General features: G+C 52.5%; 14 protein-coding genes. 11 read left to right on the top strand and 3 right to left on the bottom strand.

Annotation, left to right across the window (positions count from 1 at the left end; translation table 11 throughout):
- The first annotated feature begins 131 nt into the window (after positions 1–131).
- Positions 132–3,425, top strand: coding sequence for an OmpL47-type beta-barrel domain-containing protein (locus ACI5FR_RS01395; protein ID WP_405449301.1), 3,294 nt, complete (start codon positions 132–134; stop codon positions 3,423–3,425).
- Between the two features lie 275 nt (positions 3,426–3,700).
- The gene (locus ACI5FR_RS01390) at positions 3,701–6,742 is read left to right on the top strand and encodes an FIMAH domain-containing protein (RefSeq protein WP_405449298.1); all 3,042 of its coding nucleotides are present in this window, start codon (positions 3,701–3,703) and stop codon (positions 6,740–6,742) included.
- A gap of 55 nt (positions 6,743–6,797) precedes the next feature.
- Here ACI5FR_RS01390 and ACI5FR_RS01385 read toward each other — a convergent pair whose 3' ends face one another.
- Both ACI5FR_RS01385 and ACI5FR_RS01380 read right to left on the bottom strand, forming a co-directional pair.
- Positions 6,798–7,196: a DoxX family protein gene (locus tag ACI5FR_RS01385; RefSeq protein WP_405449295.1), complete on the bottom strand. Its 399-nt coding sequence runs from the start codon at positions 7,194–7,196 to the stop codon at positions 6,798–6,800.
- 51 nt (positions 7,197–7,247) lie between these two features.
- Positions 7,248–7,595 (bottom strand): ArsR/SmtB family transcription factor, encoded by a 348-nt coding sequence (locus ACI5FR_RS01380; RefSeq protein ID WP_405449292.1) that lies wholly within the window; start codon positions 7,593–7,595, stop codon positions 7,248–7,250.
- Positions 7,596–7,782: 187 nt separating this feature from the next.
- Here ACI5FR_RS01380 and ACI5FR_RS01375 point away from each other — a divergent pair, with 187 nt between their 5' ends.
- From ACI5FR_RS01375 to ACI5FR_RS01345, 7 genes are all read left to right on the top strand, one after another.
- Entirely contained in the window at positions 7,783–8,772 is a 990-nt protein-coding gene (locus ACI5FR_RS01375; protein ID WP_405449290.1) for a glycoside hydrolase family protein, read from the top strand.
- Between the two features lie 108 nt (positions 8,773–8,880).
- Entirely contained in the window at positions 8,881–9,321 is a 441-nt protein-coding gene (locus tag ACI5FR_RS01370) for an SRPBCC family protein (protein WP_405449287.1), read from the top strand.
- Between the two features lie 31 nt (positions 9,322–9,352).
- Complete coding sequence (locus ACI5FR_RS01365; protein WP_405449284.1) at positions 9,353–9,820, top strand: SRPBCC family protein; 468 nt, start codon at positions 9,353–9,355, stop codon at positions 9,818–9,820.
- A 124-nt stretch (positions 9,821–9,944) separates the two neighbouring features.
- On the top strand, positions 9,945–10,622 hold the full coding sequence (locus ACI5FR_RS01360; protein ID WP_405449282.1) for a response regulator transcription factor: 678 nt from the start codon (positions 9,945–9,947) through the stop codon (positions 10,620–10,622).
- 17 nt (positions 10,623–10,639) lie between these two features.
- Positions 10,640–11,971 (top strand): sensor histidine kinase, encoded by a 1,332-nt coding sequence (locus ACI5FR_RS01355; RefSeq protein ID WP_405449279.1) that lies wholly within the window; start codon positions 10,640–10,642, stop codon positions 11,969–11,971.
- Positions 11,972–12,152: 181 nt separating this feature from the next.
- A complete protein-coding gene (locus ACI5FR_RS01350) occupies positions 12,153–13,151 on the top strand; it encodes a hypothetical protein (protein WP_405449277.1) in 999 nt (332 codons plus the stop codon).
- On the top strand, positions 13,141–13,629 hold the full coding sequence (locus tag ACI5FR_RS01345) for a DUF3995 domain-containing protein (RefSeq protein WP_405449274.1): 489 nt from the start codon (positions 13,141–13,143) through the stop codon (positions 13,627–13,629). Before ACI5FR_RS01350 ends, ACI5FR_RS01345 begins: the two co-directional genes overlap by 11 nt.
- Before the next feature lie 438 nt (positions 13,630–14,067).
- Here ACI5FR_RS01345 and ACI5FR_RS01340 read toward each other — a convergent pair whose 3' ends face one another.
- Positions 14,068–14,967: an AraC family transcriptional regulator gene (locus ACI5FR_RS01340; protein WP_405449271.1), complete on the bottom strand. Its 900-nt coding sequence runs from the start codon at positions 14,965–14,967 to the stop codon at positions 14,068–14,070.
- 630 nt (positions 14,968–15,597) lie between these two features.
- Here ACI5FR_RS01340 and ACI5FR_RS01335 point away from each other — a divergent pair.
- Both ACI5FR_RS01335 and ACI5FR_RS01330 read left to right on the top strand, forming a co-directional pair.
- A complete protein-coding gene (locus ACI5FR_RS01335) occupies positions 15,598–15,804 on the top strand; it encodes a hypothetical protein (RefSeq protein WP_405449268.1) in 207 nt (68 codons plus the stop codon).
- Positions 15,797–16,258, top strand: a complete 462-nt coding sequence (locus ACI5FR_RS01330) for a GNAT family N-acetyltransferase (RefSeq protein ID WP_405449265.1) — start codon at positions 15,797–15,799, stop codon at positions 16,256–16,258. The genes ACI5FR_RS01335 and ACI5FR_RS01330 overlap by 8 nt, the downstream gene beginning before the upstream one ends.
- The last annotated feature ends 385 nt before the right edge of the window (positions 16,259–16,643 follow it).

Here is a 16,643-nt window from a genome sequence, read left to right as displayed (position 1 = left end):
TTTGATAAGATTTATATGTAAATAAAACTACATTTATGGAGGTGAAGCAGGACACTACATAGACGATTTAAAAACCAGTAAATGAAAGCGCAATCAATGTGTACTTTACCGAAGGAAAGGATGTGGAATGGATGGCTGTGAAAAGTTGGAGGAAGTGGTTGGTGTGGATGTTGGCGGTCATGATCACGGTCGGTGCGGTAGCCTTGCCGGGGAACCGGACGGAAGCCGCCGCTGTGAACCGGATATTCGGGCAACCGGAGGATCTCGGAAGCCCGATTAACAGTGTTGCCATCTATGACGGGGCGTACGGCAAAGAAGACGGCCGGGATGTGCTCTATACGACATCCAGCGGGAGTCCTGCGCGGTTCCAGGTCGTCGACTTGGTATCCCGCCAGGTGCTTCGCGCGTTTACGCTGCCCGGCACGGACAGTTCTTGGACTCATTTGACCGCTCCGGACGGAACCGTCTATATAGGCGGGAACGGCAAGCTTTACCGGTACTTGCCGGCGACCAAGCAGGTGGAGGAGCTCGGAGGCGTTCCGGGCGAGACGGTCCTCTACGGTCTCTCCATAGATGAACAGGGGCGGCTCTATGCAGGCACCTATCCGAACGGCAAAGTGGTGTCGTTCAATCCGACTACACGGAAGTTCACCGATTACGGTGTCATGGAGGAAGGACAAAAGTATGTGCGAAGCACCGCTTACCACAACGGCTATCTGTACGCCGGCATCGGTGCGACTGGAAGTATTGTACGGTTAAATGTGGCGACAGGGGAGAAACAACCGGTACCGCTTCCGAACATTCCTGTGGTGACGGATTCGACCGGATTCGTCTACCAGATGGAGGTCGCCGGACATTATCTGGTAGCCGGTTTGTACAATGCGAGCAGCGTCTTGTTATTCTATGATCTGGATACGAACCAATGGAGCTCATCCTATCATGTGAATAACAAAGGGATCCACCTCGCCTATGGTCAACCCGGGAGCAACAAGGTTTACTTTGTCCAAAACTCGCATCTGATGGAAGTCGACATGACCTCCCTCGCCGCCACCGACACCGGCGTAACGATCGGTACCGTGCTGCGGGGGACCGCTTGGGTATCGATTCCCGGCGACCCGGAGCTGCCGGGCTTGTCTCTCGCGACGGTTACTTTCGGCGGCGCAGTCACATATATGAATCTGGAGACGAAGATCACCAAGTCGATCGAGTACCCGGTCCAAGGCAATCCGATTCCCATCCAAGCGCTGGAGAAAGGACCGGACGGCAAACTTTATATGAGCGGATACCCGGGAGGGAAGGCAGCCCGATTCAATCCGTCAACCGGATCGACGGAATCGTTCGCCCTGGGGCAAGCGGAAGGAATGGGCTCGTTCGGGAACAAGCTGTATTTCGGCATTTATCCCGGTGCCCACATCCAGGAGCTGGATCCGGCTCAGCCGTTCGCAGCCAATACGAATCCCAGAGAAATCTTCTCGATTCCGGAGCAAGACCGGCCTTTTGTGATCACCTCCGCCGAGAATAAGCTGTGGATCGGTACGATTCCGGAATACGGACATTTGGGCGGATCGCTTACCATGTATGACCCTGTGAATGGCGGCGCGCCTACCGTTTATCCGAATGTCGTGAACAATCAGAGTATCGTGGGGATCGCGGTACGGAACGGCAAGCTGTACGGATCTACTAGCATACACGGAGGCTTGGGGATCGATCCCGTCGAGACCGAGGCTAAAATCTTCACATGGGATATCGCGACAGGGACGAAAGTAAAGGAAGTGACGCCGGTCATCCCCGGTGCCGCGAAACCGACGATGATCAGCGGATTGACCTTCGGCCCGGACGGTCTGTTGTGGGGGGCGGCCGACGGCACGATATTCGCGATGAATCCCGACACCCTGGAAGTCGTGAAGAGCAAGACGGTGTACACCGGCGTGTCGAATTACGGACGCTGGCGCCCGGTGTATATTCGCCTGGGCCAAGACGGACTTCTGTATACGACGTTGTATTCCAAGCTTACTGTGATCGATCCGGATACTTTGACATCGTTTGAGCTGGCCGATACCACCCTCATGACGCTTGGAGACGACGGCAATATTTATTATTCCTATGGGACCAGCCTGATGAAGATTGCGGTCAAAGACGGGATCACACCAATTCCGATAGAAAAGAATTTGCCCCTGGCCAATCCGGGCTTCGAGGAAACCGGCAGCAATGGATCCATTCCCGGGTGGCCGTCCTTGTTCGCGGCAACTCCGAACGTCTCGTTCGAACGGAGCGCCGAGCAGCGGTTATCTGGCGCATACAGCTTGAAGCTCACCGACCGATCGACGACGGAAACCGTAGCGGTTGGCTCCAATCCGGTGGCGGTAACGCCTGGGGTTGACTACAAAGCCCGCGTGAACGTATTCCTGAAGGAAGGGCGAACCCTCGCCGTTTTATATTTCTACAATAGCCAGGGCAAGGAGGTTGGGAACAAATCGGTTCAAATCACATCGGGAGCGGGCAAGTGGCAGTCCTTCGAAATGAAGATGGCGGCACCTGCAGGAGCGAGTACGGCTAGAGTAGTTCTGTTCTGTTCTCAGCTGTGGATGACGACCGCCTATTATGACGATGTCTCTCTGACGGCGCTCGTTCAGGACACGGCGCCGCCGGTTACGAAGGCCGTTCTCGATGGACCGCAGCAGAACGGATGGTACACGGGTGACGTCCGTGTCGCGCTGGAAGCGAACGATGATGCGGCTGGAGTTAAAGAAACGGTTTACAGTACCGACGGAGGGACCACGTGGAACGTCTACGATCAGCCTCTCCTATGGTCCAAGGAAGGGAAGACTGCGATCAAATTCAGGTCAACCGACACTGTAGGCCATGTTGAAGCGGTACAGGAAATTTCAGTGCAATTGGACAAAACGGCTCCTTCGATTCGGATAGAAGCAAACGGAGCAGCACTCGAGAACGAGATGAGGCTGAATGCGTATCCCGGTACTCTGATGATCGCTGCTTCCGCACAAGACACCGTTTCGGGAGTTGTGTACCAGCAGCTTCTCGTCGACGGCAGAGAAACGGCTTCCGGAACAACAGTAGACTGGTCCGCGGAGCCCGGAGCGCATCTGATCCACGTGCAAGCAATCGATGCGGCCGGCCATACCGCCTCACAAACTGTAACAGTTCTAGTGGATGTGAGCCCGGACAGCATTCTCGCATGGATCAGCCAGTTGGAGGACAAGGGGGAACTGTCCCACCCGCTCCGCATGCAAGTGGAGAATGCCGTTCAACAAGCCGTCCATCAATGGCAGGTGCACGACTCCAATCAAGCCGTCAAGCATCTGGAGGATGCCCTGAAGCATTTGAGCGGGATCGAGAAGGGCCGTGAACAGGCCGTTCTACTCTTGAAGAGTCAAATCGGGGAACTAATCAGACTGTGGTCCTAGCTTGTGCGCCCTTTCGCTTCCTGACAAGGAGGCCGAAAGGGCTTTTTTTGGGGAGGTATATTAAAAAAATAATATATATATTGAAAATTAAGAATGCTAGTGTTACTATGATAGCGCATACAAGTAGGATACAACTGGTAATTTTGAAGGGAGTGAAGATGATGTATGGTAAACGGATCAACTTTCGAAAGGAGCCTGTATTATTCCTGAAGCACTATGTTCGTTCTTTGATTTGGACAGCTTTAATTGGCAGTTTGGTTTTCAATGCGTTTCCTGTGAGTTTTGCCCAGGCGGCCGACTCTCAACAAAGTGCTGCCGCTTCGGCGGTAGTCCCAGATCCTGGATTGGGCAATCTGCTGGCCAACCCGGGCTTCGAGCAAGTATCCGGGGGAAAACCGGTCAATTGGGTCATGTTCAACACATCGACCTATCAATCTGTGACCAATATGGTGTACAGCGGGTCCTACAGCGTCAAACTGACGAACAATTTGGTTGGGAACGGTGTGCGCAGCGCGAAAATCGACATATCCCCCGGAATTGTCTATAAAGCTTCCGTCTATTCGTATAACGAAAGCGGCGGTTCCCAGCTTTATCTGGAATTCTGGGACCGGAATAACACTCGGGTAGGTGTGAAAACGACCGGTCAATCGGTTCCTGCAGCCTGGACGCGGATGGAGGCCGAGCTGGCGGCACCCTCCAATGCGGTTACCGCAACCGTATTGATGTATCAGAACGCATCGAATAAAGGGGTGGCGTATTATGACGCCGCCTCGTTGACGATCGAGCCGACGACGCTGTCATTCACAGGGCTAAAGGAACGGTCCCGCTCGCCGGGCCTTGAGTCCGGTACAGTAGGAGAGGCTGTGCTGCTTAAAAATGTTCAGCCCGGACAATTCGCCGAATATGAGCTCCCAGTAGCCGGAACCGGCATCTACGACATCTCGCTGGAGGGCTTGACTTCCGCTGCCGGCGGTCAGGCGGATGTCCTGCTGGATGGTGAGTTGATCGGCAAGATGGATTACTACGGACAGGACGGCGGAAGGACCAGGCTGGCTTGGTCCAAGTCTCTCTCGGTGGGGACTCACATCCTGAAGCTGGCCGGTGCCGGGAAGAATCCGGATTCGGCCGGATCCGACTTGCTGCCGCTGCGGGTGACGTTGTTCCTGAACGTGATCAAGGAGAAGCTCCAGCGGTTGAATGACGACCTGGACAGCGCTCAAAATCTGCTCGATGCGGCCAATGCGAAGCTGCTGCCGGGTGATGCGGCCGCCGATCGCTATTTACATGCGAAATCGGCGGAGCTTGCGGGGACGATCCAGTCGCTCCGCGATCGCGGCCGGCAGCCGGATGTCGATTATGCGGGTGCGATCGCCCTCGTTAACGAAGCCGGTAAGCTGGTTTGGGATATCAAGCGCTTTACGAATTTCGCTGAAGTGCGCCTCGCTCAGCCTGGCGGAAGCTTCGGCATGGCCACCGCCGATTCGATGGAGCTCGTCTATCCGCTCGACTTGCCGTGCCTATGCACCACGGATCCTGCCACTGTGTCGCTGGCCCAGGGCGAATATGAGAATATCCAGGCCGTTGTGATGCCATACGGTGAAGCTTTGACGGCTGTAACCGCACAGGTCGCCGGCGTTATAGGACCTGATGGCGAAGCCGTTCCGGAATCAATGCTTCATGTGGCCGTATCGCCGTTAGGCTCCGTGAACGTCAAGCCGACCAGCTCCTACTCCATCCCGGCCACGGCCAACAGCCCAGGGAATTATTACGGCTGGACTCCGGATCCGGTCCGCTCGGATTTGTCCAGTGTCGATGTCCCCGCCGGGACCATGCAGCCCTACTGGATCGAAATGCATGCGGGCGCGCTCATCAAACCTGGAACCTACCGGGTGAAGGTCGCTTTTCAGGCGGCCAATACGCCGGTTCAGACGATGGACATCCAAGTCAAGGTTTGGCCATTTGAGATTGCCGACCGCCCGAAGCTGGCCACGTCCATGACCACGAATCCGCAGAGCTTTTATTTGACTTACGGAATCACCGATCCGGAAGAGCAGGAGCGGATGAGGGACCGATACTTAGACTTCCTGGAGACGTTCAAAATCGAACCGGACCTGATCTACCGGAACACGCCGCCGACGGTCGAGGAATTGAAAAAAATCGAAAGCAAATGGGGCCTGCGCCAGTTCAATGTCCTTTATATTGATCCTCGGGTAGGCTTCGACTTGAACAAACCGGAAACATGGCAAACTCGGATCGATTATTTGCTGAATACGATCGGGGACGCGATGGCGGAATACGAGTTGGCCGGTTTGGCCGATAAAGCTTACATTTACGGGTTTGATGAAACTCGTGCCGAATACAACAAGCTTGTCAAAGAGATTCTGAGACAGGTTAAGGCGCGTTTCCCGAATGTGCCGGTGATGAGCACCTATCTCGATGGAACCCTCGGTGTGCAGTCGGGATTGGAAGGCTTGATCGATATATGGGTGCCCGGCGTGCAAGCCATCAACCAAAGCGCGAAGGCGGCCGCTCAGCAGCGGGGCGATCAAGTCTACTGGTATTTGCATGTGAGCGTAAGATCGCCGAATCCGAACTGGTTTAACGGCTACCTGCCGAGTGACACGCGTGTTCTCTTGGGACCGCTGTCGCACAAGTTCCAGTTCGACGGATTCCTGTACTACAACATCAACCGTTGGATCGGCCGGACTCCAATGAGCGACGGTATCTTAAGCAATTGGGATCCGCGTACATTCCCGAATGCCGACGGAGACGGCTCGCTGTATTACCCGGGACCGGATGGCCCGCTTGCTTCGCAGCGGCTGCACAACTTCCGCGACGGCATGGAGGATTACAATCTTTTAGAGGAGCTGCAGGTCCGTATCGATCACGCGGAAGCTAGCGGAGAATCGAGCGATGTTCTTGCTGAGGCTCGCGACCTGCTTCATGCCGGGGCTATAGCCACCAATGAGAGAACCTATACCAAAAGTGCAGGCGCGTACCGGGAATGGCGGGAGCAGGTTGCCGGGATGACGGTCAAGCTGTCGAAAACGATTGCGGTGAACCGGCTTCAGGAGCTGTTGAGTGCCTATGAGACATCGGGCGATCTCAAGATGCCGCTGCTCGCCCAACTGAACAATAATCTAACGCAAGCTGTGGATCATCAACAAAAGGGGCAGGCCGCACAAGCGGTGAAAAGCCTTGAGGATTTCCAGAAGCACTTGAACAACCCGGCTCTGCAGGGCTCGATCAGCGAAACCGCCAGAACGATGTTGATCGCCCATGTAGAGCGGCTTATGGCAATCTGGCAAAGCCAGTAACAATAAATGGGTCATCCCGATTCAGGGATGACCCATTTATGCTCGCCAGCATCTGTTAGGCCACTGCACTCAAGGGTTGTTTCGATGCAGCCGCTCTTTGTTTTTTGTGATAGCACACGTAAGAGCCGGCGATGATGCCAAATCCGATCGGGAACATCAACCACCCGCTGGCAGGATCGCCCACGGCGATGCTGGAATACATCGCTCCCAACAAGTCGAAGAAGAGACCGGCATAAGCCCATTCCTTCACGCGCGGGAAACCTGGAATTAGGATGGCCACAAGTCCTAATAGTTTGGCAATGCCGAGAAAGGGAAGAAGGTAGGCGGGATACCCCAAATGCTCGAATAATTCTACCGCGCTCGGGACAGACATGACATCCGGAATAGCGCCGCCACCCAATAGCAATACAAGCAGCCCTGTAAAAATCCAGTACATGATGTTGAGTTTTTTCATGAATACTCACGTCCTTTTTTATCGTTATTGTTGTTCAAGCTCCCAATGGACTTACGATTTTTGGCTCTTTTGCAATTCGCGCAAGTAGTCTTCCAGATTGTCGAATCGGTCCTCCATGGCGCGCCGGAAGGACTTCACCCATGCGTCCAGCGCCGTGAATGGCTCGGGTCGGAGCCTGTAGATCCGGCGGTTGGCGTCGGCCTTCACTTCCAATATTCCACTGTCGATCAGCACCTTCAAATGCTTCGAAGCTTGGGGCTGGCGAAGCCCCAGCCGGTAGGCGATTTCCCCTACGCTCAGAGGACCGTCGCGCAAAAGCTCCACGATATCCATGCGATTCGGTTCGGCTAATGCGCTCAGCTTCGTCATGTCCATGCCCGGATTCTTATTCCCTGACATGTCGCTCACCTCATTAAGTGATGGTTGATATAATCTCATCTCCTTCATCACGTGGTTATCTTCCTTGATTAGAATATACATCATACGGAATATTCCTGTCAAGGAATATTAAAATAATTTCTCGGCGTTTGCCGGCGCAGGTAAACTAGTTGGAGCAACGAAATGTATGGTAAGGAGAGGAGGCGGGATGATGTATCTCGACCAGAGGCCGGTGGCCGACTATCGAATGGAGGCCGTCGATGATGGGGTCATTCTTCATCACGGAGACGGGCCTGACCGGTGCGATGAGAATGGAGCGCGGGAAGCGGTATTGTTTGAGGAGGAGGGCGTCTATCATCTGTTCTACGATGGGTGCGGATCGGACGGCTGGTTAGCCTGTCTCGCGACCAGTACGGACCTGAAGCACTGGAAGAAGCACGGGCCGATACTTGACTACGGCTTGCCTGGAGAGATGGATCATGCGACGGCAACGTCTCCTTGGGTCTACAAGGAAGGAGCTACGTGGCATATGTTCTATGTCGGATCGCCGCTTGCCACGCCGCCGCCGGATCGCATCCCCATGATGCCTTATTTAACGATGAAAGCCTGTGCAACCTCGCTTGCCGGTCCCTGGATGAAGCAGCCGGGTGTCGTACCCTTCCGGACGAAGCCTGGAACGCATTACTCGGATACGGCAAGTCCGGGTCACATTATCCGGTACGGAGGGGAGTATTTGCAGTTTTTCAGTGCGCAGGTCATCGAGGGGAACCGTGTCCGGAGATCCATCGGTCTCGCCCGTACCCAGGACCTGAACGGCGCCTGGTCGATCGATCCGGAACCGATTGTACCTCTGGAGGAACAGATTGAGAACAGCTCCGTTTATTATGAACCCGCGAACGAAACATGGTTTCTGTTCACGAATCACATCGGCCTGGACGAGCAGGGAGGCGAGTATACCGATGCGATCTGGGTATATTGGAGTTCGGATCCGACTGTGTGGAATCCGGCTCATAAAGCCGTCGTGCTCGACGGACGCAACTGCAGCTGGTCGAAGGTTTGTATTGGTCTGGCCACGGTGCTGCAGGTGGGCGATCGGCTGGCGATGGTATACGATGCTCCGGGCGGCACCAGCGCAAGCCATATGAACCGGGACATCGGCCTGGCCTGGCTTGCACTTCCGCTTGTTCCGCCGAAGTAACACTTGCACGTGACGCGACGTCATGTTTTATAGTAGAGTTAGCGGCAAACAGATGCACATCAAAAGGAGCGTTTACAAAATCGATTCGAAACAAGGGAGCTGAATATCATGACCGAACGATCTGCCTTTCATAACACTTTCGTTGTCGAACGGCTGTATAAAGCCTCGCCTGCAAAGGCTTTTGCCTACTGGGCGGACCCTCGCCTGAAAGAGCAATGGTTTTCGAAAGCGGATGCCTTTGACTTCCGCGTCGGCGGTGGAGAAAGCAGTCAAGGAGGGCCTCCCGGCGGACCGGTATTTGCCTTCGATGCCCGGTACCAAGATATAGTGCCTGAGAGACGCATCGTTTACACCTATACTTTGGATATGGACGATACGCGGATTTCCGTTTCCGCAACAACCGTCGAATTCAAGCCGGAGGGCGAAGGCACAAGGCTGATTTTTACCGAGCAAGGCGTCTTCCTGGACGGCCATGATACCCCGGCTCAGCGCGAGCACGGTACCAACGAAATGCTGGACAAGCTGGGTGTGCTGCTGGAGATCGGCTAACCTACGTTAATCATGCAGAGGAGGAAGCGGTATGACGGAGAACCGTACGGCAAACAACGAAATCAGCGCTGCGGAAGAAAACGAATTTGTAGCATCGCGGGTGATGAATGCATCCCCTGCACTCGTTTACGAAGCCTGGACAAATCCGGAGCATTTGGCACAGTGGTGGGGTCCGAACGGGTTTACGAACACGTTTCACGAATTTGATTTACGGCCGGGAGGGTTATGGGAGTTTGTGATGCATGGACCGAACGGAGTCGATTATCCCAATAAAAGCGAATTTGTCGAAATTGGGCCTGAACGGATCGTGCTGCGGCATCTGTCCGCCCCCCATTTTCAGCTAACGGCAATCTTTGAGGATCTTGGCGGCAAAACCAGACTGACTTGGCGCCAGCTTTTCGAAGACGCAGCTATATTCAACGCCATCAAAAAAATCGCCGTTCCAGCCAACGAGGAAAATCTGGACCGGCTCGAAGCGCAATTGCAGAAAATGTCTTGAGTCCTGATCTGTGAGATCGACTGGCCGGCCGAAGGGCCGGTTTTTTGTCGCAAAGACTAGGATCTCCTCATCGTCTTAATGTGCTAGACTACTCGTATAACACTTGTTAGGGGCCCATAAGAAGATGAAGACATTCACCATCATGTATATTGAAGACGATCAGGAAATTGGTTCCTGGTCTAGAGACTTTTTGATCGGGCAAGGTTATGAGGTGATCTGGAAAACATCTGGCCACGGCGCGGAGGAAGTATTAGAGCGATGCGATCTGGTCATTGTGGACATTATGCTTCCGGGTCTGGACGGATTCACGGTTGGTCAAAGGCTAAAACGGATCAATCCCGCCATTCCCATCCTGTTGCTTACGGCCAGAACCGCGATCGAGGATAAGCTGACAGGCTTGGCCTTTGCCGACGATTACATGACGAAGCCGTTTCATCCGGATGAGTTGGTTGCCCGAATACAAGTCCTCCTCAGGCGTACCGACGTTGCTGCACCGGAACAACTTCAGATCCGGCATTTAACGATCGACCGGAAAGGACACGGTTTATGGAATTCCGAAACCGGGGAAGAGATTGTTCTTACAGGTAAGCAGTTCCATATATTCATGTACTTCTTGGACCATCTGAATCAGGTCTTAACCCAGAAACAAATTTATGAAGCTGTTTGGGGCGAGCCGCATTTGAGCGGAGATAAAACGTTGACCGTGCATATTAGGCATCTGCGTGAGAAGATCGAGCGGGATTCCGGGTTCCCCCAAATTATCGAGACAATCCGTGGTGTCGGATACAGGGTGCGATCATGAGGATCCGAGGCTCGTTGATGAGCAAATACCTGATCCTTATTTTGACGGCCTTACTGCTGTGGCCCGTCATCCCGGCAATGTTTTATTTACCGGGCTATATACTCAGGGATCATCCGCTGCATCGTCCGGAGGAGATCACCCGTATGTGGCGGCAGGAGGCAGTCAAGCTGGACGGTGCCGGAAGGGATAGGATTCAGGAGAGACTAAGTGAGTTGAACGCAGAGTATCCGGATGCTGAGATGTTCTGGGTGGACCAGACGGGGACAACGAATGCTGTCGCGAACCGCCCGGAAGATATACCCGAACGGTGGACATATATGGATGCTCTCGCCTTCCGGACGCAAGACTATGTACATGGGAAGTTTGCCATAACCTCCCTTATCGGAGACGATCCGAAGCAAGGGTTTATGGTGATGCGGCTCCCCGAATCCCATATTCTTTCTGCGGAAATGTCGCTTTCGGGAAACAAGCTGCTGGTCCTTCTGTTTTTCATAATCTGTCTGACCTTCTTCATGCTGTCGTGGCTTTTCTTCGTTCGTCTTCGCAGAAGACTGGTCATGCTTCAATCAGCGATGACGGTAAACGATACTAGACAGATTCCAGATGAAGTAGTCATTAGCAAGGATGACGAGATCGGAGAGCTCGAAGGAGCGTTTAATCGGATGGTCCGGCAGCTCAAGGACAGCCGCAATCGGGAGCGGGAGGAGGAAGAGCTGCGCAAGCAATTCATCTCCAATATATCTCACGATCTCCGGACGCCGTTGACTGTGATCCGGCAGCATGCTCATACCGTTCGCAAAGACCCGGCTTCTTCCCAGGGACAGGCTTCACTTTCCGTCATCGAGCATAAGCTGGATGAAGTAGGCGAGCTGATGGACAACCTTCTGTCATACACACTGCTTTCGGCGGGGAAGTATTTGCTTCGCTTGCAAACCATCGATATCGTTGAAGAAGTCAGGAACCGGGTTGCCGACTGGTATCCGGTATTCGAGGACAAGGGCTTTGATGTACATGTCGAGCTACCTGAGCTTCCGTTAACATGGGTTGCCGACCCGCTATGGTTAAACCGTATTCTTGACAATGTGTTTCAGAACGTAGTTCGTCATGCTGGTTCGGGCCGGTACATCGGCATTCAAATCGTTGTTGTCGACGGGCAGCGGATGCTAGTGGTGAAAGACAAAGGTCCTGGCACCTCGGGTGAGTCACCTGAGAAAGGAGCTGGGATCGGGTTGTCCATCGTGTCGATGATGGCCAAGGAGATGGGCATGAACTGGAAATTGAAATCCAACGCAAACGGAAGCCAATTTTATATATGGAAGGAAAAGAAGCTGCAGTGTGAGTCATCTTAGATGATTGCATGCAGCTTCTTTTTTATTTGCCCAATCTATTAGAGCTCCTAAAGCCTTCCGTCGGAAGAATTTAACCTAAACTTAAACTTAAGGTCACTTTACTTTTCGATAAGGGAGGTAGAATGGGATAGGATGTGATCCCGCCACTAGCAGATAGAATTATCTAAGGAGGTAAGTAAACATGCAGTCTGACAACATGACAGTTTCGGCACAGCCGCAGGCTCCGCATTGGATGAAGATGAGTAGAATTTACGGCTACAGCGCTGCCATAGCGGTGACTCCGTATCTATTGATTAAAATGGCCTGGACTTTCGGTCTCTTCATACCGACCGAGCAAATGGGCGACACTAGCTGGCGCGCGATCAACGCAGCTACCGCAGTGATCGCAATTATCGGCATCCTGCTGGCGCTGGCTTTCAGCCGGCCGTGGGGTACGCGTTTACCCGCATGGCTGGTTGCCTTCCCCGTGTGGGTGGGCACCGGCCTGCTCGTTCCCATGCTGATCTTGGCACCGGTTCTCGGCCCGGCAGCCATGACTCGGGATAAGGGGGCGGGCGCCGCCGACGTCTGGGTCTACGAGCAATTGTTCGTCATGGTTTCGCTGGTTGGAGTCGGCATTTGTCTGCCGATCGCCCTAGCCGGGTACGCAAAGGCACGGTGGCCGGAGGCGTTCGGCGGTTCCCTCGACTATAGGGAGTTGAAGGGAAATACCTGGCAGTTGCAGCAAACCTTGGCCAGGCTCGTTGGAGCCGGCTGTATCCTGCTGGGTATCATCAAGGTGTTCTGGGCGGCGGGCGGCACGCTCGGCATTGACCCGGCGAGGCTGGACGAACGCGATGTGTGGTGGCATCTGCTGACGTTGAGTATCGGAGCATGGTCCTTAGCGGGGGCGTGGGGACTGCTGGTGCTAACTTCCCGCAACGGGTCGCGAAGTTTCCTGCCCCCGATGGCGTCGGCCTGGATCTCGTCGGGAATGCTGTTCTCTTACAATCTCTTTTCCGCCATTCGCGAGGATTCGCAGTTTTCCCCGGAGTACACGCTGCTGCGGGTGCTGACCACGGAGGCCGGTGTCGTCCTAAGCGTGATAATGGGGATGATCCTTCTGCTAGTGCTGCACGATCGACGACGAGCCTTGGATAGTCAGTTCGATAATTATGAGGTGATAAGGAATGAACGTTAAGAAAAAAAATTGGGCAGGGTATGCAGCGTTCGTATGCGGGTTGTTATATGCTGTTCCGCACTTTTGGTGGGGCTTAGGCGTTTCGGTTGGTTTCCCGGGAGATTATGCAACGGCACCAGACGAAGCAGAGTCACGAATCATTGGCTATTGGATCATGGGGGCGTTGGCCGTGTTTGTTTCCCTGTTCGGATTATCATTCGTTTATCCATGGGGTGAGAAACTACCTAGATGGCTGAAGGTCATTCCCGCATGGGTCGGGTGTGTTGGATTATCCATATGGGGCTTTAGCTTCTTTGTTTTGGAGTTTCAATTTGCGATCGGACGCGTTGTGTCCGCTCCCGCTTTTGCGTCACAAGATGCAAGTCCTATGGCAGCATGGGGATATGTATGGTACGCACTGTTCCTTGGTTGGGGAATCTCGCTAGGCTTTGCAGCATATATCGAGTCAAAAGTTACAAAAATCAATAGTCATTACTAATTGTCTGGGTTTAGTAACAGTTCGACTCGCTGAACCGCCATCACATCGGGTACCCGTTTGGGTGCCCTAAATTTCACTTCAATCTCGAGGGGGAAATTCTCCCTTGTGGTTCTAGGTCTTGTTTCTAGTTGGTTGGATTAATGATACCATCTTTTATGTATATATCTTCCAGGGGCGGAGATGAAACGTGCACCATCTACTATTAACGAAGGTTAGGTTAACAATACAGCTCAATTCGGCAAAAACAGGTCAAAACTTGTTAGGGGAGTAGGCTTAATAGTAAGGTTTACTTTACAAGATGGAATTGAGTGAGGTTTTTGAAGGGATCTAGGGGGAGCGGATATTCTCGCATTCGTTTGGTCGCTCCCTATCAGTCTTTAAGGTCTCACTTTTTTGCCAGATACGCTGCCCAATGGAACAGTCCAATAGCGAAACATCTTAGTTAAACCGCTCGATCATCATTCTCCTGTAATGGCCGGGACTTGCGCCGTACAGCGATTTGAAAAAGCGGATAAATGGAAACGGCTGTTCATAGCCGACCCGATTTGCGATTTCATGGATCGTCAAATCGGAAGTAGCCAGCAACGACTGCGCTTTCTTATATCGCTGCGATTGAATATATTGCAACGGAGAAATGCCGAACGCCTCTTGGAACTCTTTATGGAAATGCGATGTAGAGATGAACATTAGGCCGGCTAACTGAGATATGATTATTTTCTCATTCAGATGGCTTTCGATATAATCGAGTACCGGTTGGAAACGCTGAAGTTTACTGATTTTCTCAATGCCCCCGGATTTGTAGCGAGAAAATGACATGATCAGCTCCAGCACGACGTACATAAGCTGCTTCACAAGGCTGGATGCACGTAAAAGCTCGCCGGGATCAGACCGCTCAGCATGAACGAGCTCGTTAATTTGCGTTTGCAGCCTCCTTACCTCGTTTCCAATGGATACAGGGGATACATAAGGAACATCGAACAGTTCTAGCAGCGGAAAATGTTCAAATACAGTGAAATTGAAATTAAGCCAGTGCGAGACGATGTCGCGGTCGATCAGTTGCAACGTGTAGGGCTGATTGGCCGGTATATACAGCGCTTGCCCCGGATTCACGATAAACGTTTCATGCTCCAATGTAATTTGTACAAGCCCGTCGGTAATCTGAGTCAGCAGCGCCCACGGCTGGACGCGAATGGAAGTGAAGTAGCTTTTGCCGTGATACATGCCTAGCGTGGAAGTCCCACATTCGAAATCGGACAGCCTCAGTGTCCTGAGCAAATGAACGAGGCGGAAAGCATCTGGCGAACGTTGCATACGAGTCCCTTCCTTACCGATATTCACCTGATACCCCGAAAAGAGGCTGTACTACGCGGTGTCATGCTACCATTATAGGGGGTATTGGGTCGCAGTCAATACGAATCTTGCAGGCGTTTCGAAAGTGCAGAGGATATGTGTACTCGATTGCACAATCCGTGCTTTTTGTCCGAAGGTCCATGTGTGATAATGGCTTTGCAACACATGAGCGCTTGAGTGAGCGATAAGCCAAATGGGCAACGAAGGGTGACAAACAAAGTGAAGTCGGTAGTTTTGTTCTGGTGGGTGGCGCTGTCATTCCCACATCTCAAGTCAGAAGCTAATTAACTCCCTGGTTGGAATGTAAGAGCTTTAACTTTAGTTCGGCAGCATGTACAGTCATCCAAACGAACCGAATAAATATTAGGAGGTTAAATCAGGATGGTAAAAACAAGTAGAAAGTGGGTCCCTGCTTTACTTGCCTCTGTATTAGTTACAGGCGTAGTTGTTGCCGGGTGTTCCTGGACTCCGGTTCGTCGTCGACATCGCCTAGTCCGTCTGGCGCAACGAGCTTCTCTTTGCCATCCAGCGGAATGATCAGCCTGGTTTTCCCCAGGATGCAAAAGTAACTTGATCGTCCAACCTTACCCTTTTACCGCTCCTACGAATTGACCTTGAATGCTCGTGAACTTCGCGGCTCATGCTACCAGAGACATCATCCTGATCGACGTCGAGACGGGCGCCGGGGAATCGATCCTCATTCCGGGGGACAGCGGGGCTTGGGCGTTGTACAATTGGAACGACGAGAAGCTGATCGTAGGCAGATGCCCGGGTTTCGACTACATCTATAAAAATAAATTATTAAGGCGGAAGCTGCATGAGTGAAATAAATATCCGTGAAATGCAATTGGAAGATAAAGCAATTTTGCAGGACCTTTTTGATGTTATGGGGGAGGAGAGTGCTTTATTTTTTAATGTCAATCACGGAAATGAAAAGAGAATGATGGGCTATTTTGATTCCACGGTAAAGGGATTAAAATTCTTTCTTGCTGTGGAAAACAACCGCTGTGTTGGAGTTATGTTTATTCGGGACATAGACATAAGTGTGCCGTGGTTCGGTATAGCCGTGCGGGACGGTATGCACGGCAGAGGTATCGGTACCTTATTGATACAATATATAACGGATTATCTTAAAAACCGAGAATACGGCGGATTGCTGCTGACAACTGCACAGACCAATTTCCAAGCGCAGCGCCTGTATGAGAAATGCGGTTTTGAACGGTGCGGGGTACATCCTTCCGGAGAATATCTGTATATTTTAAGATTTCGCAGAGCATAAAACGAGAGGATATTAGCGAACTCTTCTGACTTCATGAAGTTGCTGTCTGCAAGCGTCTGTTCGGTTTCGCGCAATACATAGGATCTTTGGGTTGTAATTCCACTTTCGACGAGAAAGAAATGTCGGATGACAAGAACATTATCTCATTAAAGGCCGCGTAGATCGCGGCTTTTTGCGTTATGGGATAAAGTTCTTGTCAAAATTGAATGACAAGAACTTTATCCCATCATTGGGTCGCAGTCAAAACGAATCTTGCAGGTGTTTCGAAAGTGAAGAGGATATGTGTACTCGACTGCACGATCCGTGCTTTTTGTCCGAAGGTCCGTGTGTGATAATGGCTTTGCAACACATGAGCGCTTGAGTGGGCGATAAGCCAAATGGGCAA

This window comes from Paenibacillus sp. HJGM_3 (assembly GCF_045062745.1).
Lineage (GTDB): Bacteria > Bacillota > Bacilli > Paenibacillales > NBRC-103111 > Paenibacillus_AA.
This window is presented reverse-complemented; position numbering and strand designations above follow the sequence as displayed.